This window comes from Bradyrhizobium commune (genome assembly GCF_015624505.1).
In the GTDB taxonomy this organism is placed as follows: domain Bacteria; phylum Pseudomonadota; class Alphaproteobacteria; order Rhizobiales; family Xanthobacteraceae; genus Bradyrhizobium; species Bradyrhizobium commune.
In genome coordinates this window covers 2,072,694-2,098,067 of sequence record NZ_CP061379.1, presented here as the reverse complement: position 1 = coordinate 2,098,067, position 25,374 = coordinate 2,072,694, and the positions used below count along the sequence as shown (strand labels likewise).

Below are 25,374 nucleotides of genomic sequence, written 5' to 3'. Positions count from 1 at the left end.
TTGCTTCAGCGTCCGCGAAACTGCGGCGCGCGTTTCTCGAGAAAGGCGGCGGTGCCTTCCTTCTTATCCTCGGTGGCGGCACAAATGCCGAAAAAGGATGCTTCCAGCACGAGGCCTTCGCTTTGGCTCGTCTCCATCCCCCTGTTGGCGGCTTCCAGCGAGAACTTCACTGCGATCGGTGCATTGGCCATGATCTGCTTCAGAATCGTCTCGGCACGATCGATCAGGCCGGCTCCGGCGACGACTTCGTTGACGAGGCCGATGCGATAGGCCTCGTGCGCGGAAATCGTCTCGCCGGTGAGGATCAGCTGCAACGCACGACCCTTTCCTACCAGGCGCGGCAAGCGCTGTGTTCCGCCACCGCCGGGCAACAGGCCCAGCTTGACCTCGGGCTGCCCGAATCTGGCGTGCTCGGCCGCGATCCTGATGGTGCAGGCCATCGCCGTCTCGCAGCCACCGCCAAGGGCGAAGCCGTTGATCGCCGCGATCACCGGCTTGCCTAGATTTTCGATCAGGTCCAGCACGCCCTGCCCGAACCGACTGGACTCTTCGGCGTCGTAGGCGTCGACATGTGCAAGTTCACTGATGTCGGCGCCGGCGATAAACGCCCTCTCGCCCGCGCCGGTGAGAATGACGCCGCGCACCGACGCGTCGGCCTTGGCGTCCTCGAATGCAGCGTGCAGATCGGTCCAAGTTGGCGTATTGAGCGCGTTGAGCACCTTGGGCCGATTGATCGTGACGTAGGCGATCGAGCCTTTTTTCTCATATAGAACGTTCGTAAGGACCAGCGCCGCTCTGGGGACGGAGCTTGGCGCCGTCGCTGGCGATGGGGTGAACGGTGCAGTTCCCGAAACCATGGTCATGTCTCCTGGGTGGGGCAGCCGGCGCTGGTGCGTCGGCGCCGCTGAGATGTCAGAGGAATGCGCCGTGGCCAGTGATGGCCTTGCCCACGATCAGATTCTGCATCTGATACGTACCCTCGTAGGAATAGAGCGCCTCGGCATCGGCGAAGAAGCGCGCGACGTTGTAGTCGGCGACGATGCCATTGCCGCCCAGCACCTCACGGCCCCATGAGACCGTCTCGCGCGATTTCGAGGTGCAGAACGCCTTCGCCAGCGCCGCGTGATGGTCGCCAAGCTTGCCTTCGTCATCGAGCTGCGCCAGGCGGAGCATCAGGCACTGGCACGCGGTCAGATTGCCAAGCATCTTGGCGAGCAGATCCTGAATCAGCTGGAACGACGCGATCGGCTTGCCGAATTGCAGACGCTCCTGGGCGTATTTGAGGGTTGCTTCGTATGCGCCCATCTGGATGCCGGTCGACGCCCAGCCCACCATGTACCGCGTCATCCGCAGCACGCGCGCGGTATCGCGGAATGAATTGCCGCCCTGCAGGCGGTTCGCTTCGGACACCCGCACATCCTTCAGCGTGATCTGGCCGTTCTGGACCACCTTGAGCGCGATCTTATGTTCGATTTTCTCGACGCTAAAACCGGGCGTCGACTTGTTCTCGACGATGAATCCCTTGACCTGGTTGTCGGCAAGGTCGCGCGCCCAGATGATGGAAAGGTCGCACCACGGCGCATTGCCGATCCACCGCTTCTGTCCATTGAGGATCCAGGTATCGCCTTCACGCTTGGCCGTCGTGGTCAGACCGCCGCTCGTGCCGGAGCCGACCAGCGGCTCGGTGAGGCCGAAGCAGCCGATCTTTTCCCAGCGCGCCATCGCCGGCAGCCATTTCTGCTTCTGCTCCTCGGAGCCATCGAGATAGATCGAGCCCATCGCCAGGCCGCTATGCACGCCGAAGAACGTGCAGAACGAGGCATCGGTGCGCGCCAGTTCCATCGCGACGAAGCCGAACAGCTTCTGGCTGCCGCCGGCGCAACCATAACCTTCGAAGCCGAGGCCGCCGAGGCCGAGCTCCTTGAACGACGGCAGCAGCTCGAACGGAAACGCGTCGTCGGCCCAGTACTTGTTGATGACCGGCTGGACCTTGGTCTCCATGTAGGTCCGCACCTTCTTGACGAGCGCCTTCTCCTCGGCAGTGAGAAGGTCGGCCAGCTGATAGAAGTCGCCATTGGGTGCGGGCGCCGGCTTCGGCGCGGCGCTCTTGCTTGCTGTGGTTGCGGTGGGCATTTGCGATACTCCTCGCTGCGGCTCGGAAGCCTGAAAAGTGATGGGTTGAACGTGTCGTTGATCTCGCGGGCGTCGCCGATGTCGTTAGCTCGGCTTGGCAGCTTTCTTGCGCAGCTCGATCAGACCGAGCAGAATTTCGTCGCGCTCGGCCTCCAACTCCACGATGGTGCGCGATCCAGCCTCGGCATGGACGCTGTCGATGAGTTTCTTTTGCACCTCCGGCGTCAGCACCGGCGAGCCAAGGGTCTTCCACCAGGCCGTCATCGGTCCGGTGAACTGTTGGAAGAAGTGCTCGATGCCACCCGGACCGCCCCCGAGATGGTTGAGCATCATGCTGCCCATGACACCCCAGCGCAGGCCCGGCCCCCAGCTCAGAGCGGTGTCGACGTCGGCGGCGCTCACCACACCCTCGGCGACAAGGTAATAAACCTCGCGACTTAGCGCCGCCTGCAGACGGTTGGCGACATGCCCCGGCATTTCCTTGTTGAGGCGCACCGTCCGTTGCCCGATCGACGTGTAGAACTCCGCTGCGCGCTGTTTCGTGACCTCGGAGGTCTTCGCGCCGCCGACGATCTCGACCAGCGGGATCAGGTGCGGCGGATTGAACGGGTGGGCGATGACGCAACGCTCGGGATGCGACGCGGCCCCCTTCTGGATTTCGCTCATGGTGAGCCCCGACGAGCTCGATGCGATGATCACGTCGGGCGGCAACAGCTCATCAAGCTGGCCATAGAGCTTCTGCTTGAATTCGATCCGCTCGGGCCCGTTCTCCTGGACCAGGTCGGCACCCGCGAGCGCCTGCGCGATGTCGGACGTGAATTTGAGGTTCGCTTGCGACGCTCCGGGCGACAGACCCAGTCGCGTCAGCGCCGGCCACGCCGTCTCGACGAACTTCCTCAGCGCCGCTTCTGCGTTCGGCGCGATATCTGTCGCGACGACCTGCAGTCCCTTGGCGAGAAACAGCGAGCTCCAGCTCGCGCCGATCACGCCGGTACCGATGATGGCGATGCGGCGAATGGGCTTGGTGTCGGTCATGTCATTCTCTCCAATACGTCGGTTAGATTTCGGCGTAAGCAATGCCGGTGAGATTGCCCTGGGCGAAGAGGAAGTTGCGCTCGCCGGATCCATCGAGTCGTGCGGAGTAGATCGAGCCAGCAAAGTCGGTCACGAACATGCGGTCGTTCGGGACGTCGAGCGCGATGCCGATCCCTTCCATGAGATGGGTCACCACGATCTCCGGCTCCGCCGGCTTGGTATCGATTGAGGCCCGGTTCACCGTGTTGCCGCGCGGAGGGTCGCCGCGGTCGGTCCAATAGAGAATCCGGCTCTTGTGATCGATCTCCAGATCGATCGGCTCCGGCAGACCGTCGTAGAAGATCTCGATGTCGGACCTGGTGGCCGCAGTCTGGCCAGCGGGTATTTCAACATTGGCGCGGAAGATGCGACCGAGCCCGGCATTGTCGGGGCCCTTTTGCGTCCAGTAGATGCGTCCGAGTTTCGGATCGATCGCGAGTCCAACGCACCATCGTGTCTGGTCCTTGCGTTCAGCCTCGCCGTGCCCCGCCTCGATGAGCGTCTCCAGCTGCGAGCCGTCGAGATTGCAGCGCATGAGGCGCATGCCCTCGCGGTCGCACCAGTAGAGCTTGCCGCCTTTCTTATCGAGAATGATCTGCTTCGGAGTGTGGGTCGCTCCCTGCGGCACGATGATCCTGCGGTTCTTGCCGTCGATGTCCGCCCGCTCGACCGACCCGTCATTCAGGCTTGGGATGCCCATGTTGGTCCAGTAGATATGGCCCGCTTCGACATCCACGACGATGCCATCCGGCAGGTGACAGCCCGTAACGATCGTCGTGCGATCGGAGCCATCCGCATTCATCAAGTGAATGCAGCCGGCGTTCAATTCGAGAACGAAGAGGCGAGGGACTGAGGAGTTTGCGGAAGATCTTGTGACAGCATTTGCCATGGCGCACCCTGCATCGTGGCCCGACCACGAACCGGGTCAGGTGGCCGTGACTATGACCTGAGTGCCGACGGTCAGCTTGGACAGGAATGTCATCGTTGGGATGGGCCTGCTGCACCGACAGATGCGAGAGCAGCAGCTTTCGACAACTCAGGCATCAAACGTCCAAGCACGGGCAATGGACACGCCACATGGTCGGGGTTTGCGGCCCACAAGATCGGCACACCGCGATTGGACCGGACCGGACGGCTAAACATAGTGAACGGCGATCAGGCCGTGGGAAAGGGAGTCAGGCATGGACGTGCCGAGCTCTGACAAGGACATCCAAAGCCCACCCGACGTACCGGGTGACGGACAGGCGAAAGCCGCACGCAACCCGATCCGGACTCCCTCCATCATCGTCGGTGTCGTTGCGGCCGCCGTCGTCGGGCTTTCGGTCTTCTATCTGTTGCGGCCAGAACCGTTGCTCGTTCAGGGCGAAGTCGATGCAACGCGGCTTGATATTGCCGCGCGCGTCGACGGACGGGTCGGCAAGATCCCCGTCGAACGTGGTCAGAACGTTGCCGCGAACACGGTGCTCGTCCAGATCGACAATCCGGAAACGCTGGCCAAGCACGAGCAGATGAAGGCGGCCAAGGCTGTTGCGGACGCGCAGCTTGCCAACGTGCTGGTCGGAACGCGCGCGGAAGTCATCGCCGCACGCAAGGCGGAAATGGAGCGCGCCCAGGCAGCGCTGGTGCTGGCGCAGAAGACGTTCGACCGCACGCACACCCTGACCGATCAGGGCAACGCGCCGCAGGCCCGCCTCGACCAGGCCACCGATGCGCTGCACGAGAGCGAGCGCGCGGTCGACCAGGCCAAATCGGCCTATGAGCAGGCGGTCAACGGCTACACCAAGGAGGAGCGCGCCATCGCCGGGACCAACGTCGAAAAGGCCGGCGCCGACATCCAGAGCGTCCAGTCGATCATCGATCAGCTCGTGGTCTATGCGCCCATCGCCTCGCAGGTCTACCAGCGCAACGTGGAGCCTGGCGAATACGTATCGCCGGGCGTCCCGCTCGTCACCTTGATCAACCTGGCCGACCTCTGGGTGCATTTCGACCTCCGCGAGGATCTCGTTAAAAGCCTGAAGGTCGGCGATCGCTTCGATGTCCGCATTCCGGCCCTCGGCGACCGTTCCGTGACGGTCGAGGTCAAGCTCATCGCGACCAAGGGCGAGTATGCGAGCTGGCGGGCGACGCGTGCCTCTGGGGATTTCGATCTGCGGACGTTTTCGATCCGCGCCTATCCCGTTCAGCCGGTGCCCGAGCTGCGACCGGGGATGAGCGCCTATCTCGACTGGCGGTCGCGGCAATGAGGGCGGCGCCAGAGCCTGGGTTGAGGTCCGGATCTGGGCCCGGATTTCTACTGGTCGCGCGGCGCGAGTGCCGCTGGCTGTTTCATGATCGCGTGGCGCTGCTCCTGATCTTCGGCGTGCCGCTGTTTGCGTTCGTGGTGCTCACCACGGTGTTCAGCCATCCGGTCATCCGCGGGCTCGGCGTGACGATCGTCGACGAGGACAAGTCGGACGCTTCGCATGCGCTGGTGGAATATGTCGCGGCGTCACCGAGCCTCAAAATCGTCGACCGCTCCGGAACATTGTCCACGGCGGTGCAGGACATCCGCTCGGGCAAGGCGATCTCGGCCATTCACATTCCGCCGGATTTCGAGCGCGACCTGAAAGCGCAGCGCCGCCCACAGGTGGTCGGGTTCTATAACCAGCAGTTCCTGACAGCCGCCGGCATCGCCGCCTCGGGTCTGAGCGATGGACTGTCCGCTGCGGCGGCCGTGGCCGCCCCCGCCAGGAACGCCGCGCCGGCCGCGGCTTCGATCGGGACGCTCTCGGCCGAGACCATCGCGCTGGTCAATCCGCAGAAGAATTACGCGCAGTTCCTGCTGCGCGCGCTGCTGCCGACGATCATTCATGTGGTGATGACGCTTGCCGCGGGCTATTCGGTCGGCTCCGAATTCCGCCGCCGCGACGCGCGGGCCTGGCTCGCAAGTGCCGGAGGCGATCCGGTCGCAGCACTCGCCGGCAAGCTCGCGCCGCTGTTCTGCATCTTCCTCCTGATCATGCTGGCCGAGCCGCTCGTGCTCGAGGGCGTGCTGGACGTCCCCTTCAAGGGACACCTGCCGCTGATGATCGCCGCCGGCTCGCTGCTGATCATCGCCTATCTGTCGCTCGGCGCCCTGCTCCAGCTTCTGGTCGGCGATCTCGCCACCGGACTCGGGCTTGCGGGCCTCATCGCCTCGCCCGCGTTCGGCTATGCCGGCGTCGGCTTTCCTACCATCGGCATGAATGCCTTTGCGCAGACATGGAGCACGATCCTGCCGCTGCGCTGGTACATGTCCGTCCTGCTGGGACAAGCGGCGCGGGGACTGTCGGTCGCGGATTCCGCGGTCCCCTTCGCGGCGCTCGCGGGACTGGCGGTGCTGTTTGCCGGGCTGGCATGGTGGCGCATGGCGAGCCTGACGCGCAAGGGCTGGTTCGAGACGGCGCAACCTGAAGAACCGCCCGCGATCGAGCCCACGCCGCACGGCATCGGCGGCGCCTTCACGGCGGAGTGGCGGCGCGTGCTGGGCGCGCGGAGCGCCTTCAGCGTGCTGTTCCTGGCGCCGCTGGTTTACGGCATCTATTATCCGCAACCCTATCTGAACCAGATCCTGCGCAAGCTTCCCATCGCGGTCGTCGAAAACGATCTCAGCGATCTCAGCCGCCGGATGGTCGAGACGCTGGATGCGAGTGGCGCATTGAGCGTTGCGGTTCGCGCCCGAACGTTGGCCGACGCGAACAAGGCGATCAATCGCGGCGAGGCTTTTGCGGCCGTCGACATCCCGACAGGCACCGAGCGCGATGTGCTCAAGGGCCTCACGGCTCACATCCCGGTCTATGCGGATGCCACCTACCTCTTCATCTTCCGCTCGACCGCAAGCGGGGTGGCCACTGCCTTGGGAGTCCTGACGTCGGAGCTGGTATCGCGCGGCGGTCGCTCGGACGGCAGCCTGGTCAAGGCGAAGCTCGCAAGCGCGAGCCCGGCCGACGTTCTGCTGCAACCGATCTTCAACCCGGTCGGCGGCTACGCGAGCTACGTCGTTCCGGCGGCGTTCGTGCTGATCCTCCAGCAAACCCTGCTGATCGGCGCGGCTATGTTGACCCGCTCCGCACTGGCCAGCCGCGGCGGCGCATTCTCCGGCGTGCTCGGCCGTGGCGTCGCGCATCTGACCATCTACCTGCCGGCGGTCGCGCTCTATCTCATCGTGCTGCCGCGGATCTACGGTTTCTCGACACTCGGCCATCTGCCGCAAATCCTCGCGCTCGCGACCCTCTTCCTGCTGGCGACGAGTTTTATGGGACAGGCCGTTGGGGCCTGGTTCACGCGGCCGGAGAACGCGACCATCCTGCTGCTCGCGACCAGCATGCCGCAATTTTTCATGGCCGGTTTTGCATGGCCGCGTGAAGCCATACCCGGCGTCGCCCTCGCGTTCGGCCGGATTTTCCCCTCGGACTCCGCGATCGACGGCCTCGTGCGCATCAATCAGCTCGGCGCCGGCATCTGGGAAGTCGCGCATGACTGGCTCGGACTCTGGTTGCTGGCGCTGGTTTATTTCGGGCTCGCGGTGATCTCGGCATTTGTCGTCAGGAGGAGCCAGCGACATGCCCACCCTTAGACCTGCCGCCTTCGTCGCAATTCCGCTCGCGCTCGTCGCGGCGGGAGCGTTACTCTATGTCATGCGCAACTCGGCACCGCCCGCGGCGATCGTCGGTGTCGTGCGCTCGACCGAGGTGAGGGTCGAGCCGGAGGTGGGCGGCCAGCTCCAGTCGATTGCGGTCGAGAAGGGCGCCCATGTGCGCGCGGGTGATATTCTGGCGCAGCTCTCTGCTGTGGAATTGACGGCACAGGCGGACCAGGCGCGGGCCGCGCTGGCATCAGTGACCGCCAACCGCGACAACGTCTATGCCGGTGTGCGCCGGGAACAGGTCGACTCGCTGAAAGCTGCCATCGCCAAGGCGGGCGCCCGCCTCGACTTCGTGCAGGCCCAGTTGACCCGGACCAGCACGCTGGCGCGCCAGAGCTTTGAATCTCAGCAGTCGCTCGATCAGGCCGAGAACGACGTCGCCAGCGCGCGCGCCGACGTGGCGGAGGCCCAGGCCAATTACGATGCGGCGGTGGCGGGCCCGACCCGGGAGGAGCGTGCGATTGCCGATGCGCAGGTGCAGGCCGCGACCACCGCGGTCGCCGTGCTTGAGCGCCGCCTCGACAAGATGGTGTTGCGGGCGCCAGCCGATGGTGTGGTCAGCGTCATCGCCGCCGAGGTCGGCGAAAATGTTCGCGCGGGCCAGCCGATCCTGATGGTCGAGGCGGCGGGCAAGCGATGGCTCTCGTTCAACGTCCGCGAGGATCATCTCGATCGTCTGGCGATGGGAGCAACAACAGACGTGATGCGGAACGGTGCCGCTGTCCCGATGAAGGCGGTCATCACCGAGCTGCGGCCGCTCGGCGTCTTCGCCACCTGGCAAGCCGAACGCGTGATCGGCGATCATGACCGCAACACGCTTCGCCTGCGCCTCGACCCAAAGGGGGAGTTGGCAGACCTTGAGCCGGGCATGACCGTCTGGATCGACCACTCGATCCCGCCGCCACAATGAAACCCCAGCGGTCCGTTGAGACTACCGGGGTTTTCCACTTGGCTGTGGGGCATTTGAACCTCGGCCCGTGATGGCAAGCGAAATCTGGCGAGATTCAAATCGCACTTGGTCAGGCGCTACCATTAAGCGGAACGGATCGCAGATGATCGAAGGAGGGCGAACAAGATCGCAGAAGTTTGGTAGCGGGAGGGCGAAGCGAACCCCCGACCCGAACAATCCGGTTCTGGTTCTGCAGCAAGCGATTTCATGCGGTGACGGGAAGAACAGATTGTCCGTTTTGCTCGCCCCAATATCCTATTCTACGACGAGCACGTGATCGACCTATACCGTCGGATCTGCGCGCCGTATCGAATGGGGAGAGGGTACAGAAACAAAAGAAAGTCGCGCAGCAATCCGACCACAGAAAACGTCGCACGAGACCCGTTTTGTTCTCGTCCGCTATCACGCGAAGGCCTTGGGAAGGAAGGATTTTTATATGGTGGGCGCACCAGGGCTCGAACCTGGGACCCGCTGATTAAGAGTCAGCTGCTCTACCAACTGAGCTATGCGCCCGAAAGGCGGTCAATGCCTTGCGAGGCCGGTCGTTTAGCAAAGCGATCCGGGGATGGCAAGCGATGCGGCGCATGTTTTCCAAGGTTCTTCCACAGCCCCTGAAATGCGAAAAGCCGCTGGATTCCAGCGGCTTCTCAGGGGGCAATACCCGGGGAATCCCGGTCGGCTCACAGCCGACCTTCCCGGTCCGGGCCGCCGTCCCGGTCGCTGCCGCGGAAGTGGTCCATGCCGCGCTCCATCATGCGGTCCATACCGCGTTCCATGAAGTGGCGGGGCGGGCCGTCTTCGCCGCCGCCGAACGGACCGCGGTGGCGGGTCAAGAGCGCCAGGCGCCGCTTCTGGCCGTCATCCAGGGTCTTGTAGAGCGGATCGGCGGCATCGGCGATCTTCTTCAGGGCCGCGGAGGTCGCACCCATGTCGTCGGCGCGCTGGCGCAGGCGGGCGACCGGATCCTCCGGCTTGTCGGCATCGCCGGGCGGCGCATTCATCCGCGCATTGGCGCGGTCGAGGCGCAGCTTGGCGAAGTCGCGCACGGCGGCCTCGACCGGCGGCCACAGCTTCTCCTGATCGGCATTGAGCTTCAGCCCGGCATGGACCGCGGCGATCCGCGCGTCGACGAAGGCGGCGCGGTCTTCCGGGTTCATGCGGATGTGGCGGAAGTGCTCCATCCACGGGCGATGAAATTGGGCATAGACCGCGCCCGAGCCGGCGATGCTGAGCACGGCGATGGCGGCGATGGTGAACTTCCTCATACGAACCTCCTCTGGAAGGATGCCCTGAAGATGAGCGCCGCGAGGCTCGTGCGCAACTTACAAGTTGGACAGAGAGCACGTCCTAACCGAGATGTAACGCCTGTGAATTTCCGTTCAACCACCGCGGACATCATTCGTAACAAAAAAGCTTCCGTGCAGCGCGCACGGAAGCCTCTTTTTCATATTTCGTTGAGATTAGTTCGACGGTGCTCTCCGTTCGTCGTGCTAGTTCGTCGTGCTAGTTCGTCGAGCTCTTGGCTTCCCTCAGGAACTCGTCGATCAGCGGCTGGCCGACGCGGCTTGCAGCGTCCTTGTAGACCGGCTCCATCGCCTTGCGCATCGCCTCGTCCTGCTCCGGCGTGAGCTTGATGATCTCGCTCTTGCCGCTCTTCTTGATCTCGGCCATCGCGTCGTCGTTTTCCTTCTGCGACTGCGCGTTGTTGAAGTCGGTCGCTTCCTTCATCGCCTTCGAGAGCTGGTCGCGGATGTCGGCCGGCAGATCGTCCCAGAACTTCTTGTTCACGATCACGACGTAGCCGATGTAACCGTGATTGGTCTCGGTGATGTATTTCTGCACCTCGTGCATCTTCTGCGTATAGATGTTCGACCAGGTGTTCTCCTGGCCGTCGACCACGCCGGTCTGGAGCGCCTGGTAGACTTCCGAGAACGCCATCACCTGCGGCAGCGAGCCGAGTGCCTTGAACTGGGCCTGGAGCACGCGCGAGGACTGGATCCGGAACTTGACGCCCTGATAATCCGCCGGCGTCACCAGCTTCTTGTTGGCGCTCATCTGCTTGAAGCCGTTGTCCCAATAGGCAAGGCCGGTGATGCCCTTGGAGTCCAAGAGCTTGAGCAGGCGCAGGCCGAGCGGACCTTCCGTCACCTTCCGCAGCGTCTTCAGGTCGGGAAGGATGTAGGGCAGATCGAACACCTCGAACTCGCGGATGCCGAGCGGGCCGAATTTCGAGTTGGACGGCGCCAGCATCTGCACGCTGCCGAGCTGAAGCGCCTCGAGCTCTTCCTTGTCCTTGTACAGCGTCGAGTTCGGATAGACCTCGATCTTGACCTTGCCGCCGGTGTACTTCTCGGCGAGTTCCTTGAATTTTTCGGACGCCTTGCCCTTCGGCGTGTCGGTCGCGACGACGTGGCTGAACTTGATGATGATCGGGTCGGCGCTGGCCGGGCCGGCGAGCCCAAATGCCAGTCCAGCGATGGACGCCGCGATCGCGAAGGTGCGCATATTCTCTCCCTGTTGCTTTCTTGGGCCACCCGGCGCGCGGGCGACCGATCCTCGAGCCGGGCACATCAATACAGGCCGGCGCCCACATGTGCTATTGGCCGTTAGCAGGGCAGCTATTCATGGTGAATGCGAGCGGCGTTGAGCTCCCTCTCCCGCTTGCGGGAGAGGATTGGGGAGAGGGTGTCTCCACAGAAAGATTCTCTTTGGGGAGAGAGCCCTCGCCCGCCGCGGCGCTCCGCACGCGTCAGCCTCTCCCGCAAGCGGGAGAGGCGAAGACAGCAACGTCAGCTCGCCGCCGCCGCCGACACGGTGTCGCGCTGGCGCTTCATGACGATCTTGTTGAGCGCACCGAGATAAGCCTTGGCAGACGCCACCAGCGTATCGGGATCCGCCGCGCGCGCCGTCATCGAACGGCCCTCCTGCGACAGCCGCACCGACACTTCCGCCTGCGCGTCGGTGCCTTCGGTCACCGCGTGGACCTGGTACAGCTCGAGCTTGGCGTCGTGCGGCACCAGGCGCTTGATGCAGTTGAACACTGCGTCGACCGGACCATTTCCTTCCGCTTCCTCGATCTTGATCTGGCCGTCGACGTCGAGCTTCATGGTCGCGCGCTGCGGGCCATGGGTGCCGGCGATCACGGTCAGCGAGGTCAGCTTGATGCGATCGTGGGAGGCCGCCATCTCCTCGTCGACCAGCGCCTCGATGTCCTCGTCGTAGATGTCCTTCTTGCGGTCGGCGAGCGCCTTCATCCGCGTGAATGCATCTTCCAGCTGGTTCGGGCCGAGCTTGTAGCCCATCTCTTCCAGCTTGTGCACGAACGCATGACGTCCGGAATGCTTGCCGAGCACCAGCGAGGACTGCTTCAGGCCGACCATCTCCGGCCGCATGATCTCGTAGGTGGAAGCGTCCTTCAGCACGCCGTCCTGGTGAATGCCGCTCTCATGCGCGAACGCGTTCCGGCCGACGATCGCCTTGTTGTACTGCACCGGGAACGAGGTCGCCGCCGACACCACCTTCGAGGCGCGGGTCAGCTGCGTGGTGTCGATCTTGTTCCAGAACGGGAATTTGTCGTTGCGCACGTTGATCGCCATCACGATCTCTTCGAGCGCGGCGTTGCCGGCGCGCTCGCCGATGCCGTTGATGGTGCACTCGACCTGGCGCGCACCGCCGACCACGCCGGCCAGCGAATTCGCCACAGCCATGCCGAGGTCGTTATGGCAGTGCACGGAGAACACCGCTTTATCTGAATTCGGCACGCGCTCGATCAGCGTCTTCATGAACTGGGTATATTCATCGGGCGTGGTATAGCCGACGGTGTCGGGGATGTTCACCGTGGTGGCGCCGGCCTTGATGACGGCTTCGACGATGCGGCACAGATAATCCATCTCGCTGCGGGTGCCGTCCTCGGCCGACCATTCGACGTCGTCGATCTGGTTGCGCGCACGCGCGACCATGGCAACGGAGGTCTCGATCACCTGGTCCGGCGTCTTGTTCAGCTTGACCCGCATATGCAGCGGCGAAGTCGCGATCACAGTGTGAACGCGGCCGCGTTTTGCAAACTTCACCGCCTCGGCGCAGCGGTCGATGTCGGCGGGATGGGCGCGGGACAGGCCGGCGATGATCGCGGTCTTGGAGCGGCGGGCGATCTCGCTGACCGCCTGGAAGTCGCCTTCGGAGGTGATCGGGAAGCCGGCTTCGATGACGTCGACGCCCATATCGTCCAGCAGTTCGGCGACCTCGAGCTTCTCCTCGAAGGTCATGGTGGCGCCGGGGCACTGCTCGCCGTCGCGCAGCGTGGTATCGAAAATGATGACGCGGTCCTTGTCGGACTTGTTCGCGGGGGCCATTTCAAATTTCCTTTTGAGCTTTCGCGCCGTCAGTCTGCTGGGCGCTTGGAGGTGTCCGGTGATCTCGACCAACCCCTGAGTGCCCAGGCGCGTGCGCCCAGCCGGCCCTCAGGGGCAGCTAAGAAGGAGCTCGCCAATAATAAGGGTGAGCAGCGACGCGGCCGGGATCGTGGCGGCGGCCAGAGCCACCTCCCCCGAAATCCCATCGATTTGGCCGCGAATCAGCATTGCCAGACCCTTTTGAGCCTCCAATTCTCGGTCAAAACCGTTGACGGTTGGTTGCCGGGAGGCCCAGTGCGCCGTTTCTAGACGAGAAATAGGCGCAACCGCAACGCCAAAAGATGGTCAGGTGGGCTGACCTGGTCGGGCGGCCCGCTTCGGGCGGCGGAGCCAAGGCGCTCTGCTGCGGGACAGTTAGGCCACCGCTGCCAGGAACTCGTCCTTGCGAGCGAAGCGAAGCAATCCAGGCCGTCTCCGCGGAAAGATTCTGGATTGCTTCGCTTCGCTCGCCATGACGGAGAAAGGCGCGACGTCGCGATCACCTCAACTCGCGTTTCACCCCGCGCGACGGGCGCGGGCCCTGCTCTCCCAGCGGTCGAGCATCTGGCCGAGTTCGCCGGTGGTCCGGGGTGGCACCTCGTTGGTGTTGGCGGGTGCGGCGGCGACCCAATCCGGCTTCGCGTAGCCGCGCATGCGGCGCGCTTCGGCGTGTCGTTTGCGCGAGATCTGATCGCGCGTGAAATAGCCGGCCGCGAACGCGATCCCGAGCAGCACGATCAAGATGAAACCGCCCACACTCAACTCCGACTTCGTCCCAGGCGAGTTGTGCGCAGCAATGAGGGCGAGGTCAAGGCGTGATGCGCCACGAACGAATACGCGATCACACCGTGGAACTGTCGCCGTTTTGGACAATCTTGCGACGAATTCACGACATCGCTTGGGCATCACGCAGAGGCTGCGAATCCACCCCTCGCAACCCGCTGCAGACCGGACTAACCTTGAGGTCGCTCGGCCGGATCAACCGGCCAGCCAAACAAGACCGGGAGGACGCGATGACACGCCAACAGCAGCGTGAGCTGGATGCTGCGCTTTCACGACGAACGCTGGTGCAGGGCCTTGCGCTCGGTGCCGCGGCCACGCTGGCCGGAACGGGCACCGCACAGGCCCAGACCGGACCTGCCGCCCCGCCGACGACGATCACCACCCCGCCGCGCGACTTCAGCCCTCGCGGCGCACCGACCACCTACTTCTGGGACCCTGACATCATCGCGGTCGATCCCGCCTTCAACGATCTGGCGCAGCCCAACACCGCGATCAAGCGCCTTCACACTGGCCTGTTGTGGGCCGAAGGTCCGGCGTGGAGTGCGCAGGGCCGGTATCTGCTGTGGAGCGACATTCCCAACAACCGGCAGATGCGATGGAGCGAGGACGACGGCCGCGTCAGCATATTCCGCTCGCCCTCCAACAATTCCAACGGCAACTCGTTCGACTTCCAGGGCCGCCAGCTCTCCTGCGAACACCTCACCCGGCGGGTGACGCGCTACGAACATGACGGCACCGCCACTGTGTTGTGCGACAGCTACAACGGCAAGAAGCTGAACTCGCCGAACGACGTCGTCGCGCATCCCGATGGCAGCTACTGGTTCACCGATCCGCCCTATGGCGGCCAGCTCTATGAAGGCGAACCCGACGGTCCGGGCGGGCCGAGCAATGCACCCGGCAAGCTCAATCCGCGGATCGGACAGCCCGCGGGCTTCGCCCCTGGCAAGCGCGAGCTGCCGACCAACTGCTACCGCATCGATCCGAGCGGCCGCGTCGATCTCGTCGTCACTGAGGATCAGGTGCCCGATCCGAACGGCCTGTGCTTCTCGCCCGACTTCAAGAAGCTCTATGTCGTCTCGACCGGCAAGGGTCCTGGCGATACGGGAGCGGGCGGCCAGGGCGACGTCTTCGTGTTCGACGTCGGCAGCGACAACAAGCTGTCCAACCCAAAGCGGTTTTCCGACTTCGTGATCGACGGCGTGAAGTGCGGGCCCGACGGCGTGCGCTGCGACGTCAACGGCAATGTCTGGGCCTCCAGCAATGCCGGCCGCGCCGTCGGCTATAACGGCGTGACGGTGTGGTCGCCGGAAGGCAAGTTGCTCGGCCGCATCCGCCTGCCCGAAGTCTGCGGCAACCTCTGCTTCGGCGGCCCCAAGCGCAACCGCCTGTTCATGGCCGCAAGCCAGTCGCTCTATGCCGTGTACACGGCGACGCAGGGCGCAGGACCGGGTTGAGGCGGGCCGGCCTCACAAAATGGTGCCGGCGCAAATGTGCCGGCACCAGTTTTTCTTGCGAAAGATTGGGCCGATCGCAGACCGGCCTTGGCATCACTTATCAGTTGTCGCCACGCTTCGGCGGCGCCGGCACGGCGGTTCGGTTGGCAGGCACGATCTGCGGCTGGAACGCGAACACCTCGCGGCTACGGTCGTCCACGAACACTTTCAGCCAGTGCACGTCGTTGTTGCCGTTCGCCTGATTATCGCCAAAGGTCTCGACGCGGACGAAGTTTTCCAGCCGCCGGCCTTGGGCATCGAGGAACGGCCGATCGATCCGGAAATAGTGGGAGTCGCCATGAACGTAGGCGACGGGCCTGCCGAAAGCGACCACTTCATCGCGCAGCGCCAGCAGGAAGGCCTGGAAACCATCCGGATTGGCATCGGTTTCCTTGAGCGACTTCGGGTCACGCAACGGCGAGCGGGTGGCGTCCGACTGGTCCCAGCCCGGGTCGGCCTGCGAGATGAACATGATCGCCGCGGCGCGGTATGTCCTCGCCACCTCGAAGGTCTGCTGCATCCACAGGATGTTGGCGTTGTTGCGCGCGGCCCATTCGGCGTCGTCGGGCAATGTATCGCAACGATTGTTGCACGATCCCTGAATGTTGAGCGTCGCGTAGACGACGCCCTTCATGATCCAGCGGCGATTCTCGACGCAGCCGGTCAATTGGTTGTTGTGATCGAGACACAGCTTGTCGTGCTGCACCTGCTGCTTGATCGGCCGCTGGCCAAGTGAGAAATCGGTGCTGAAGAAAATCTTCCGCTCGTAGTCAAGCCTTTCTCGCGAGGAAAACGAGCCGTTCGCCGGCCGATCGCAGTCGGTCCAGTCGTTGTCGCCGGTAGTGAACATCGCGGCCGATTTCAACGCGTTGAAATATCCGAGCCCCTGCTGATACAGGGCGTCGCTGCACGTGGTCGGCGTCACCGATCCAGGCGTGCCGTTGCCAGCCTTCAAGTCGCCATCGTGAACCGTGAAGGCAAGCTTCTGGTCGTTCATGTCTGCGATCAGGTTCGGCACGCCGACCTGCGCCTGAAGGTCGGAATATGGCAGATCGCCCCACAACCCGATCGCATAAGCCCGGCTCTCGCCTCCCCTGTCGCGGTCGTCATCGTCGGCCTGCGCGCCGACGATCGGACAAATCGCAAAGCAGGCGGCCAGCGCGAGAAAGCTCATCCTGCGCAGCTTGCCGTAGACGCCTTCCAACCTCCCACCACTGAGTCTCATCATGGTCTCTCCCCAGACAGCTTTTGACAAAAGACGGCTCACCACAGCGACAACGTCGAGTTGTCCTGGCCAAGCCTGGTTTACGAAATGAGAGGAAGCCGCCCGAGGCTTCAAATTGCGGCGACAAACGTAGCCGCGAGGTGTGACGCTCGCGTGAAACATTTTGAAACACTGCGCATACGACGCGGCGGCGCGAACTGTATGATCAACGAGGGAAGAAGAACATTGCTCTGCGCCGTGTTGACGACGACGCAGGACCGGCCTGAGCGGCGCGACGAAAGATTGCAAAGCGGCGCCGGTGCCAACGCCGAATTATTTGTGACTTGCGGACAAGGCGCGCGATATCTGGCAGACAAGATCAGCGACATTGTTGTCTGAGCGGGGGCTCAGAAGCAATTTCCGGACGACTTCGTCTACGATTTCGTCGAGCCGGGTCCGGGCGACGGCTTCGAATTCGGCATCAACTACAAGGCCTGCGGATTTTGCAAATTCGCGGCGCGCCATGGCGACAAGGAAATCCTGCCGAACATTTGCGGACTCGATTTCGCGGCCTATGCGACACGCGGCTTCCATCTGGAGCGGACACAAACGTTGGCCGGCGGCGCGAACCACTGCAATTTCCGGTTCTCACGGTTGCCGCCGGACTAGGACGATGTGGCTACGACGCGTCCGCATGCCCGCCGACGAAATCTGCATGCCTATGCGCTAGGCGGTTTCGCGCACACCGCCCCCGCACTCAATTTGCGCAACGCTAGACTTTAGTTCCCCTCTCACAATCCTGAATGCAGTTTCACTTGCCGAGAATGCCCTCACCGTTATAGTCGCGCTCCAATAGCTCAAAAGAGGCTTGTTTAAGAGGAGACGAACAACATGAAGAACATACTCCCTTGTGCATTGCGAATAGCGCTTGGCGCGGCCTCGATCGGCGCGTTGATGACGGCATCAGGTGCAGCATTTGCGGCGGATCCGATCAGGATCGGCGTGATCGCGGAAGCGCAGGCGATCGCCGGCGCATCGATCCCGCAAGCCGCACAGCTCGCCGCCGACGAGATCAACGCGAACGGCGGCGTCGACGGCCGCAAGATCGAGATCATCGGCTACGACAATCATTCCTCCTCGGCCGACTCGGTGCGAGCGTTCCAGCGCGCGGTGAACGAGGACAAGGTCAACGTGGTCATCGCCAGCTATATCAGCGAAGTCGTGCTGGCGCTGGAACCCTGGGCGTCGCGACTGAAGACGCCATTCGTGACGCCGGGCGCGGCCTCCAACGAGATCAGCAAGAGCGTCCACGCCGATTACGAGAAGAACAAGTATACGTTCCACGGCTATCTGACCTCGGCAGCACTCGCGCTCTCGGTCTGCGATGGCGCCAAGGATCTGCTCGTCGACAGGATGCACATGAAGACGGCCGTCATCATGAGCGAGGACGCCGCCTGGACCAAGCCGCTCGATGTCGGCTACGAGGAGTGCCTGCCCAAGATCGGGCTGAAGGTGCTTGACCACATCCGCTTCTCGCCTGACACCACCGACTTCACGCCGATCTTCAACAAGATCGAGGGTGCGAAGCCCGACGTAATCATCACCGGCATCTCGCATGTCGGCGTGCAGCCGACGGTGCAGTGGAAGAACCAGCAGGTGCCGATCCCGATGTTCGGGATCGCCTCGCAAGCGACCAACGAGACGTTCGGCAAGGACACCAACCAGGCGGCCGAGGGCGTGCTCTATCAGGGCGTCTCCGGTCCCGGCGTCGCGGTGACGCCGAAATCGGTGCCGTTTGCGGAGAACTTCAAGAAGAAGTTCGGCAATTATCCGTCCTATGCGGGCTACACCGCCTATGACGAGGTCTACTACGTCGCCGACGCAGTCAAGCGCGCCGGCTCGACCGATGCCGACAGGCTGGTCGACGCGCTGGAGAAGACCGATTGGGAAGGCACCATCGGCCGCGTCCAGTTCTACGGCAAGGACGATCCGTTCACGCACTCGATCAAATACGGCAAGGGCCTGATCACCGGGCTGATGCTGCAATGGCAGGACGGGAAGCAGAGCGCGGTCTGGCCCAAGGACGTCGCCAAGGTCGATATCAAGTTCCCGAGCTTCATCAAGCTCTCGAACTAAGAGGACACGCTCCCGGGACCATCTCCCGGGAGCTTCCACTTGCGGCGTCCCGCAACACGTTCCTCCAGCAAGACTGCTTGGCCAACCATAGATGCGAGCTTTCCAGATTCTGATCGATGGCTTTGCCATCAGCGCTCTCTATGCCCTCGGTGCCACCGGCTTCACGCTGATCTTCGGCGTCTCCGGCGTCCTCAACCTCTCCCACGGGGCCATCATGGTGGCGGCAGCAGTCGCCGCCTGGGCCGCCGCCAGCATCTTCAACGTCGGCACCTATGCCGGCGCGCTGATCGGGGTCGCGGTTGCGCTCATCGCCGCGTTTGCCACTTACTTCGCGGTGGTGAAGCCGATCCAGGATTCCCGGCGCATCCCGAATGAGGAGAAGGAGATCTTCGTGCTCACGGGCACGCTGCTCTGGGGCATCATGATCCAGGAGCTGATCGCCTATTTCTTCACCAACAACGCCAAGACGGTGCTGCCGATCGTCGAGGGCGTGGTCGACATCCTCGGCGTCCGCACGCCCAAGAACGAGATCTTCACCGCGATCGTGTGCTGCCTCGTCATCGCGCTGCTGTGGCTGCTGGTGAACCGCACCCGCACCGGCAAGGCGGTGCTGGCGGCCTCGATGAACCCGCGCGGTGTGACATTGCTCGGCCTCGAGCTCACCAACATCTACATCGTGGTCTGGGCGATCTACGGTATTTTGGCCGGCATCGCCGGCGTGTTGCTCGGCATGTTTCTCGGCGTCAGCTCCTACAGCGTCGGGCCGCTGACCGCGAGCGCATTCTCGATCGTGGTGCTCGGCGGCCTCGGCAGCGTCTCCGGCTCGCTGATCGCGGCCTTCGTGGTCGGCTACCTCGAAACGCTGACGGCCTATCTGGTCTCGCCGGCCTATCGCACCATTCCGGCGCTGCTGCTGCTCGTCTTCGTGATGTACATCCGGCCCCAGGGCCTTCTGGGGAGGCGCTGAGATGGCGAGCTTCTTTACCTCGCGCCTGTTCTTCATTTCGCTGGCGCTGGTCGTGATCGCGGCGACGCTGCCGCTCTATGTCTCCGGCTACGTGCTGGGCCTCTTGACTGTCGCTTTCTATTTCGGCGTGTTCGCGATGGCCTGGGACCTGCTGTTCGGTTTCGCGGGCGAAGTGAATTTCGGGCCGACTTTCCTGATCGGCGTCGGTGCTTACACCGCCGGCATCCTGAATGCCCAGTTCGGCTGGTCGGTCTATCTCTGCATCGTGCTCGGCGCGCTCGCCTCCGTCATCGCCGGCCTCGTGCTGGCGCTGCCGGCGTTACGCGTGCGCGGGCCCTATTTCGGCCTGACCACGCTGGTCGCGGTGCTGATGTTGCAAAACTTCATCGTGGTTTTCGCCGACCTCACCGGCGGCGAGATCGGGCTGACCATCCCCGATGTCATCACCATCAATGCCGGCGCCAATTACTGGATCGCGCTCGGCTTCATGACGATCTCGGCCGCCATCCTCTATGGCCTGTCGCAATCACCGATCGGGCTGGTGCTGCAAGCGAGCGGCCAGGACCCGGTGCAGGCCGGCGCGCTCGGCTTCAACATCGTGAAGCACAAACTGGCCGCCTTCATCGTCAGCGCGTTCTTCTCGGGGTTATCTGGCGCGCTGCTGGTGTTCTATTTCGGCACCGCATCGGTCGGCACCGTCGTCGACGTCGCGGTCGGCGTCAACGTGATCGTGTCGGCCGTGCTCGGCGGAAGGCGTACTGTGCTTGGGGCGGCGTTAGGAGCGATCTTCCTGATCGTCGCCGGCGAATTCCTGCGTCCGACCGGCGAGCTTGCGACCTTCATCGTCTCGGCGGTGGCGCTGCTCGTCGTCCTGTTCTTTCCCGGCGGCTTCCTCGGGGCGGCCCTCTCGCACGAGGCTCGCTCGTGATGGATATGCGGCTTTCAAACCGGCCCGTGCTCGAAGTCCGCGGTCTCACAAAACGCTTCGGCGGATTGACGGCGGTGAAGAACCTCGGCTTCGAGGTCAACAGCGGCGAGATCTTTGGCCTGATCGGGCCGAACGGGTCCGGCAAATCCACCGCGATGAAAAGCGTGATGGGCATCGAGCGCCCCACCGCCGGCGAGGTGATTTTCGAGGGCGAGAATGTCGCCGGCCTGCCCGCACACAAGATCGCGCGCAAAGGCTTTGGCATGGTGTTCCAGCACTCGCGGCCGCTGAATCGGCAGACCGTGCTCGAAAATATCATGGTGGCGCTGTTGCCGGACAGCCTGTTCATGCTGTTCCCGGACAAGGCGCTGGTCGAGCGCGCCAAATGGATCGCGGACCGCGTCGGCCTCGGCGCGGTCGTGAACCGCCGTCCGCCGACGCTGCCGTTTGCCGATCTGCGCCGGCTCGAGCTTGCCAAGGCTATCGCGCGCGACCCAAAGGTCGTGCTGGTCGACGAGCCGTTTGCCGGGCTGACGCGCGCCGAGGTCGAGGTCTTCTCCGATTTGATCCGCAGTTTTCGCGATGACGGGCGCGCGGTGATGCTGGTCGACCACAACGTCAAGAGTGTCGCGGCGCTGGTCGACCGCGTGCTCGCGATGTATCTCGGCGAGGAGATCGTCACCGGCAAGGCCGACGACGTCATGAAGAACGAGACGGTGCGGCGGGTCTATCTCGGCGGCGCGCTCGAGACCCATGCGCGGCCAGAGACCAGCTTCAAGGACAAGGTGCCGCTGCTCCAGGTCGAGAATGTCAGCGTCCATTACGGCAAGGCGCAGGCGCTGGAGAACGTCTCGATCCACGTCCACGAAGGCGAGTTCGTCTCGATCGTCGGCCTCAACGGCGCCGGCAAGACCACGCTGTTCAACACCATCTCCGGCTTCCTGCCCTATAGCGGCGAGATCACGCGCGGCGGCGAGCGGCTGCGCGGCACCAGCCCGGCGAAGATCGCCCGCAGCGGCCTCGTGCAGTGTCCGGAATCGCGCGAGCTGTTCGGCGAGATGAGCGTGCGCGAGAATCTCGATCTCGGTGGTCAGCATCTTTCCGACGACAAGCGCGCCGCGCAGCTCGCCTGGCTGTTCGAGCTGTTCCCGATCCTGAAGGAACGCCAGGGCCAGCTGGCGCAGACGCTTTCCGGCGGCGAGCAGCAGATGCTTGCGATCGGCCGCGCACTGATGATGCAGCCGCAGATCTTGATCCTGGACGAGCCGACGCTGGGTTTGGCCCCCGTCATCCTCGAGCTGTTGTCCAAGGCGCTGGAAAAACTGCGGCAGACCACCTCGATCACGGTGCTGCTCGGCGAGCAGAACGTCACCTTCGCGCTGCCGCATGCCGACCGCGTCTATGTGCTCGAGCATGCAAGGATCGTCTGGGAGGGTGATCCCGGCCGGTTCGCGAGCGAAGCGGGTGCCGACTTTCTCTAGTTCGCGCGTATCAATGACAAAACAAGGCAAGAAAACAAGGAAAGGGAAACGACCATGCGATCATCAACTCTTCTCGGCGGCGGCTTCCTCGCCTCGGCGCTGGCGCTGTGCCTCGCGGCGCCCGCCTATGCGCAATCGAACGATCCGATCAAGATCGGCGTCATCGCCGAGGTGCAATCGATCGCGGGTGCGGCGACGCCCGGCGGCGCGCAGATCGCCGCCGACGAGATCAATGCCAAGGGCGGCATCCTCGGCCGCAAGATCGAGATCGTCACCTATGACAACAAGAGCTCCTCGGCCGATTCCGTGCGCGCGTTCCAGCGCGCGGTGAGCGAGGACAAGGTGTCGGCCGTGATCGCGAGCTATATCAGCGAGGTCGTGCTGGCGCTCGAGCCCTGGGCGGCGCGGCTGAAGATGCCGCTGATCACACCGGGTGCGGCCTCGAACGAAATCACCAAGGCGATCCACAACGACTACGAGAAGAACAAGTACACCTTCCACGGCTACCTGACCTCGGCAGCGCAGGCCCAGCTCGTCTGCGACGCGGCGAAGGATTTGCTCGTCGACAAGATGCACATGAAGACGGTCGCGATCATGAGCGAGGACGCCGCCTGGACCAAGCCACTCGACGTCGGCTACGAGGCCTGCCTGCCCAAGGCGGGTTTGAAGGTCGTCGAGCATGTGCGCTTCTCGCCCGACACCACCGACTTCACGCCGATCTTCAACAATATGGAAGCCAAGAAGCCGGACGTGATCGTCACCGGCATCTCGCATGTCGGCGTACAGCCGACGGTGCAGTGGAAGAACCAGCAGGTGCCGATCCCGATGTTCGGCATCAGCGCGCAGGCGCTGAGCCCGACCTTCTGGAAGGACACCAATGGCGCCGCCGACGGCGTCCCGTCGCTCGCGGTGGCGACGCCCGACGTTGCCGTGACCTCGAAGACGAAGCCGTTCGCGGCCGCCTTCAAGGCCAAGTTCGGCAGCCCCCCGGCCTATACCGGCTACACCGCCTATGACGAGGTCTACATCATCACCGACGCGATCAAGCGCGCCGGCTCGACCGATCCCGACAAGATGGTCGCCGAGATGGAGAAAACCAATTTCGAGGGCACGATCGGCCAGATCCAGTTCTACGGCAAGGACGACGAATTCACCCACGGCATCAAGTCCGGCCCCGGCGCCGTCACCGGCCTCGTCTTCCAGTGGCAGGACCAGAAGCAGGTCGTGGTCTGGCCCGAGAAGATCGCGGAAGGCAAGCTGAAGTTTCCGGACTTTGTGAAGCTGTCGCAGTAACGCGCATCAGCCGATAGTCGGCCCGCCGCTCGCTCAGAAGCGGCGGGCTTTTCTTTTCGCAGCTGCGTTGTGGCGCGCCCGCGTATCGACCTTGGGCGATGTTGACTTTCCGCTGTCCCCCTCCCCATACTTCGCAAAAAAATAACAACCAATCATAAGACGGATTTGAGGGAGGATAGGATGCCGACTTCACGCAGGCAGCTGCTGAAGGGTTCGGCGGCTGCCGCCGCCACACTCAGCCTCGATTGGACACGGGCCCAGGCGCAAGCCGAGAATTTGCGCATCGGCCTGATCTACGACCTCACCGGTCCGTTTGCCGCAGGCGGCTCGGTCGCCTCCTCGGTCGGCGCGCAGATCGCCATCGACCTCGTCAACGAGAAGGGCGGCATCGGCGGCAAGACCAAGATCGCGCCGGTCTCCGCGGATTCGCAGAGCAAGGCCGACGTCGCCATCAACGAGGCCGAGCGGCTGATCAGCCAGGAAAAGATCGACATCATCAACGGCGTCTATTCCAGCGCGCATGCCGTGCCGATGGCGGCGAAGGTCGAGCAGCAGAAGAAGATCCTCTGGATCACGACCGCAGTGTCGACCGCCGTGTTCAAGGACAAGAACCTGCAATACGTGTTTCGCGCGCAGATCCACTCCGACCAGTACGGCCAGGCCTTCGCCGGCTTCCTCGCCGAGCACGCCAAGGCCAAGCTCGGCATGGAGCCCGCGGATGTGAAGGTCGCGCTGATCCACGAGGACGGCCCCTATGGCGTCGGCGTCGCGGCGGCCGACGAGGCCTATGCCAAGCAGGCCGGCATCCAGGTGGCGCTGCGCGAGGGCTATTCGGCCTCTGCGCCAGATCTCTCAGTGCTCGTGACCAAGCTCAAGCGCGCCAAGGTCGACGTGATCTCGCACGCCGGCTACAACCCCGACATCACGCTGTTCCTGCGCCAGGCGCGCGAGAGCGGATTGCGCTTCAAGATGCTGTTCGGCGCGGGCGCCGGCTACAGCCAGCTCGACAAGCTGCGCACCACCTTCGGCGCCGACATCGACAATTTCTGCAACATCGATCCGGTGCCGGCGCAGCTGCTCGATCCGTCGAAGCTTGCGCCCGGCATGGGTGAGCTGATCAAGACCATGGTCATGCGCTACCAGGCCAAGACCGGCGCCACCGACGTGCCGCCGCACTGCTCGATGGGCTTCAACCAGACCTGGGTGCTGCTCAACAACGTGTTGCCGGTCGCCAAGGAGAAGTACGGCAGCTTCGAGCCCGACGCCATTCGCAAGGCGGCGCTCGACGTCGACATTCCCGCCGGCGGCACCATCCAGGGCTATGGCGTAAAATTCTTCCCGCCGGGCACGCCGCTGTCCGGCCAGAACGAACGCTCGACGCCCGTGGTGATGCAGAACGCCGGCGAGCACATTTCCGTGGTGTGGCCGACCAACATCCGGACACAGGACCCGGTGTTTCCGCTGCCGAAGGGCTCGACCTACGGGGCGTGAGATTCCTGACACCAGGCTGACAGCGCGCCTCTCTTCTTATAGCAGAGGCGCGAGCGCAAAGTTATTTTCGCCAGGACCGGGCGCTTCGGTCATTTATGAGTTCCGCGCCCGTGCTATAGAAAGCCGCCATTCACCGACGATGGTGCGAGACGTGGAGATATTCATGAAGATGCTTTCTGCCGCTCTGTTTGGAATTGTCGTTCTCTCGGCCGGCCTGTGGTTGACCTCGACGCCTGCGCTCGCGCTCGGCGGCTGCGGTCCCAACGCCCATCGCGATGGCGCCGGGCGCTGCGTCCCCGGTGGTCAGAATGAAGACTGGTGCATCCGCAAGACCGGCCATCCGGCCACGCGCATGCCCAACGGCACGATGAAGTGCCTGTGAGCTGAA

General features: G+C 63.6%; 20 protein-coding genes, 1 tRNA gene and 1 pseudogene. 12 read left to right on the top strand and 10 right to left on the bottom strand.

Features of this window, described 5'->3' with window-relative positions; genetic code table 11:
* Positions 1 to 5: 5 nt before the first annotated feature.
* From IC761_RS09895 to IC761_RS09880, 4 genes are all read right to left on the bottom strand, one after another.
* On the bottom strand, positions 6 to 863 hold the full coding sequence (locus tag IC761_RS09895) for an enoyl-CoA hydratase-related protein (protein WP_246791475.1): 858 nt from the start codon (positions 861 to 863) through the stop codon (positions 6 to 8).
* Between the two features lie 49 nt (positions 864 to 912).
* Positions 913 to 2,133: an acyl-CoA dehydrogenase family protein gene (locus tag IC761_RS09890; RefSeq protein ID WP_195803059.1), complete on the bottom strand. Its 1,221-nt coding sequence runs from the start codon at positions 2,131 to 2,133 to the stop codon at positions 913 to 915.
* Positions 2,134 to 2,217: 84 nt separating this feature from the next.
* Positions 2,218 to 3,168, bottom strand: coding sequence for a 3-hydroxyacyl-CoA dehydrogenase NAD-binding domain-containing protein (locus IC761_RS09885; RefSeq protein ID WP_195803058.1), 951 nt, complete (start codon positions 3,166 to 3,168; stop codon positions 2,218 to 2,220).
* Positions 3,169 to 3,190: 22 nt separating this feature from the next.
* Positions 3,191 to 4,009 (bottom strand): 3-hydroxyacyl-CoA dehydrogenase, encoded by an 819-nt coding sequence (locus IC761_RS09880; RefSeq protein WP_368367103.1) that lies wholly within the window; start codon positions 4,007 to 4,009, stop codon positions 3,191 to 3,193.
* A 379-nt stretch (positions 4,010 to 4,388) separates the two neighbouring features.
* On the opposite strand from IC761_RS09880, the gene IC761_RS09875 reads away from it, so the two are divergent.
* The 3 genes from IC761_RS09875 to IC761_RS09865 are packed head-to-tail and all read left to right on the top strand — an operon-like array spanning position 4,389 to position 8,780.
* Positions 4,389 to 5,450, top strand: coding sequence for an HlyD family secretion protein (locus IC761_RS09875; RefSeq protein ID WP_195803056.1), 1,062 nt, complete (start codon positions 4,389 to 4,391; stop codon positions 5,448 to 5,450).
* Positions 5,451 to 5,470: 20 nt separating this feature from the next.
* Complete coding sequence (locus tag IC761_RS09870; protein ID WP_195803055.1) at positions 5,471 to 7,801, top strand: ABC transporter permease; 2,331 nt, start codon at positions 5,471 to 5,473, stop codon at positions 7,799 to 7,801.
* On the top strand, positions 7,788 to 8,780 hold the full coding sequence (locus IC761_RS09865) for an HlyD family secretion protein (protein WP_195803054.1): 993 nt from the start codon (positions 7,788 to 7,790) through the stop codon (positions 8,778 to 8,780). The genes IC761_RS09870 and IC761_RS09865 overlap by 14 nt, the downstream gene beginning before the upstream one ends.
* 476 nt (positions 8,781 to 9,256) lie before the next feature.
* Here the strand turns inward: IC761_RS09865 and IC761_RS09860 are convergent.
* The 5 genes from IC761_RS09860 to IC761_RS09840 all read right to left on the bottom strand — a co-directional run bounded on the left by IC761_RS09860 (position 9,257) and on the right by IC761_RS09840 (position 13,966).
* Positions 9,257 to 9,332: transfer RNA gene (locus IC761_RS09860), tRNA-Lys, on the bottom strand.
* A gap of 167 nt (positions 9,333 to 9,499) precedes the next feature.
* Positions 9,500 to 10,084 carry a Spy/CpxP family protein refolding chaperone gene (locus IC761_RS09855; protein WP_195803053.1) on the bottom strand — a complete coding sequence of 195 codons (585 nt, stop codon included), beginning with the start codon at positions 10,082 to 10,084 and terminating at the stop codon, positions 9,500 to 9,502.
* A 238-nt stretch (positions 10,085 to 10,322) separates the two neighbouring features.
* Positions 10,323 to 11,324, bottom strand: a complete 1,002-nt coding sequence (locus tag IC761_RS09850; RefSeq protein WP_195803052.1) for a TRAP transporter substrate-binding protein — start codon at positions 11,322 to 11,324, stop codon at positions 10,323 to 10,325.
* Positions 11,325 to 11,608: 284 nt separating this feature from the next.
* Positions 11,609 to 13,171 carry a 2-isopropylmalate synthase gene (locus tag IC761_RS09845; RefSeq protein WP_195803051.1) on the bottom strand — a complete coding sequence of 521 codons (1,563 nt, stop codon included), beginning with the start codon at positions 13,169 to 13,171 and terminating at the stop codon, positions 11,609 to 11,611.
* 555 nt (positions 13,172 to 13,726) lie between these two features.
* Positions 13,727 to 13,966, bottom strand: coding sequence for a hypothetical protein (locus IC761_RS09840; protein ID WP_195803050.1), 240 nt, complete (start codon positions 13,964 to 13,966; stop codon positions 13,727 to 13,729).
* A gap of 257 nt (positions 13,967 to 14,223) precedes the next feature.
* Between IC761_RS09840 and IC761_RS09835 the strand changes: the two genes are divergently transcribed.
* On the top strand, positions 14,224 to 15,447 hold the full coding sequence (locus IC761_RS09835) for an SMP-30/gluconolactonase/LRE family protein (protein WP_195803049.1): 1,224 nt from the start codon (positions 14,224 to 14,226) through the stop codon (positions 15,445 to 15,447).
* A 100-nt stretch (positions 15,448 to 15,547) separates the two neighbouring features.
* Here the strand turns inward: IC761_RS09835 and IC761_RS09830 are convergent, their stop codons facing one another.
* Entirely contained in the window at positions 15,548 to 16,999 is a 1,452-nt protein-coding gene (locus IC761_RS09830; RefSeq protein WP_368367102.1) for a hypothetical protein, read from the bottom strand.
* A 99-nt stretch (positions 17,000 to 17,098) separates the two neighbouring features.
* On the opposite strand from IC761_RS09830, the pseudogene IC761_RS09825 reads away from it, so the two are divergent.
* From IC761_RS09825 to IC761_RS09790, 8 genes and pseudogenes are all read left to right on the top strand, one after another.
* A pseudogene (locus IC761_RS09825) lies at positions 17,099 to 17,359 on the top strand (L-2-amino-thiazoline-4-carboxylic acid hydrolase); the annotation flags it as partial.
* A gap of 222 nt (positions 17,360 to 17,581) precedes the next feature.
* Positions 17,582 to 18,826, top strand: a complete 1,245-nt coding sequence (locus IC761_RS09820; RefSeq protein WP_195803048.1) for an ABC transporter substrate-binding protein — start codon at positions 17,582 to 17,584, stop codon at positions 18,824 to 18,826.
* A gap of 91 nt (positions 18,827 to 18,917) precedes the next feature.
* On the top strand, positions 18,918 to 19,793 hold the full coding sequence (locus IC761_RS09815; protein WP_195803047.1) for a branched-chain amino acid ABC transporter permease: 876 nt from the start codon (positions 18,918 to 18,920) through the stop codon (positions 19,791 to 19,793).
* 1 nt (position 19,794) lies between these two features.
* On the top strand, positions 19,795 to 20,721 hold the full coding sequence (locus IC761_RS09810; protein WP_195803046.1) for a branched-chain amino acid ABC transporter permease: 927 nt from the start codon (positions 19,795 to 19,797) through the stop codon (positions 20,719 to 20,721).
* Positions 20,721 to 22,202 carry an ATP-binding cassette domain-containing protein gene (locus IC761_RS09805; RefSeq protein ID WP_195803045.1) on the top strand — a complete coding sequence of 494 codons (1,482 nt, stop codon included), beginning with the start codon at positions 20,721 to 20,723 and terminating at the stop codon, positions 22,200 to 22,202. The genes IC761_RS09810 and IC761_RS09805 overlap by 1 nt, the downstream gene beginning before the upstream one ends.
* 54 nt (positions 22,203 to 22,256) lie before the next feature.
* Complete coding sequence (locus IC761_RS09800; RefSeq protein WP_195803044.1) at positions 22,257 to 23,495, top strand: ABC transporter substrate-binding protein; 1,239 nt, start codon at positions 22,257 to 22,259, stop codon at positions 23,493 to 23,495.
* Between the two features lie 180 nt (positions 23,496 to 23,675).
* Positions 23,676 to 24,986: an ABC transporter substrate-binding protein gene (locus tag IC761_RS09795; protein WP_195803043.1), complete on the top strand. Its 1,311-nt coding sequence runs from the start codon at positions 23,676 to 23,678 to the stop codon at positions 24,984 to 24,986.
* Between the two features lie 163 nt (positions 24,987 to 25,149).
* On the top strand, positions 25,150 to 25,368 hold the full coding sequence (locus IC761_RS09790; RefSeq protein ID WP_195803042.1) for a GCG_CRPN prefix-to-repeats domain-containing protein: 219 nt from the start codon (positions 25,150 to 25,152) through the stop codon (positions 25,366 to 25,368).
* Positions 25,369 to 25,374 lie beyond the last annotated feature (6 nt).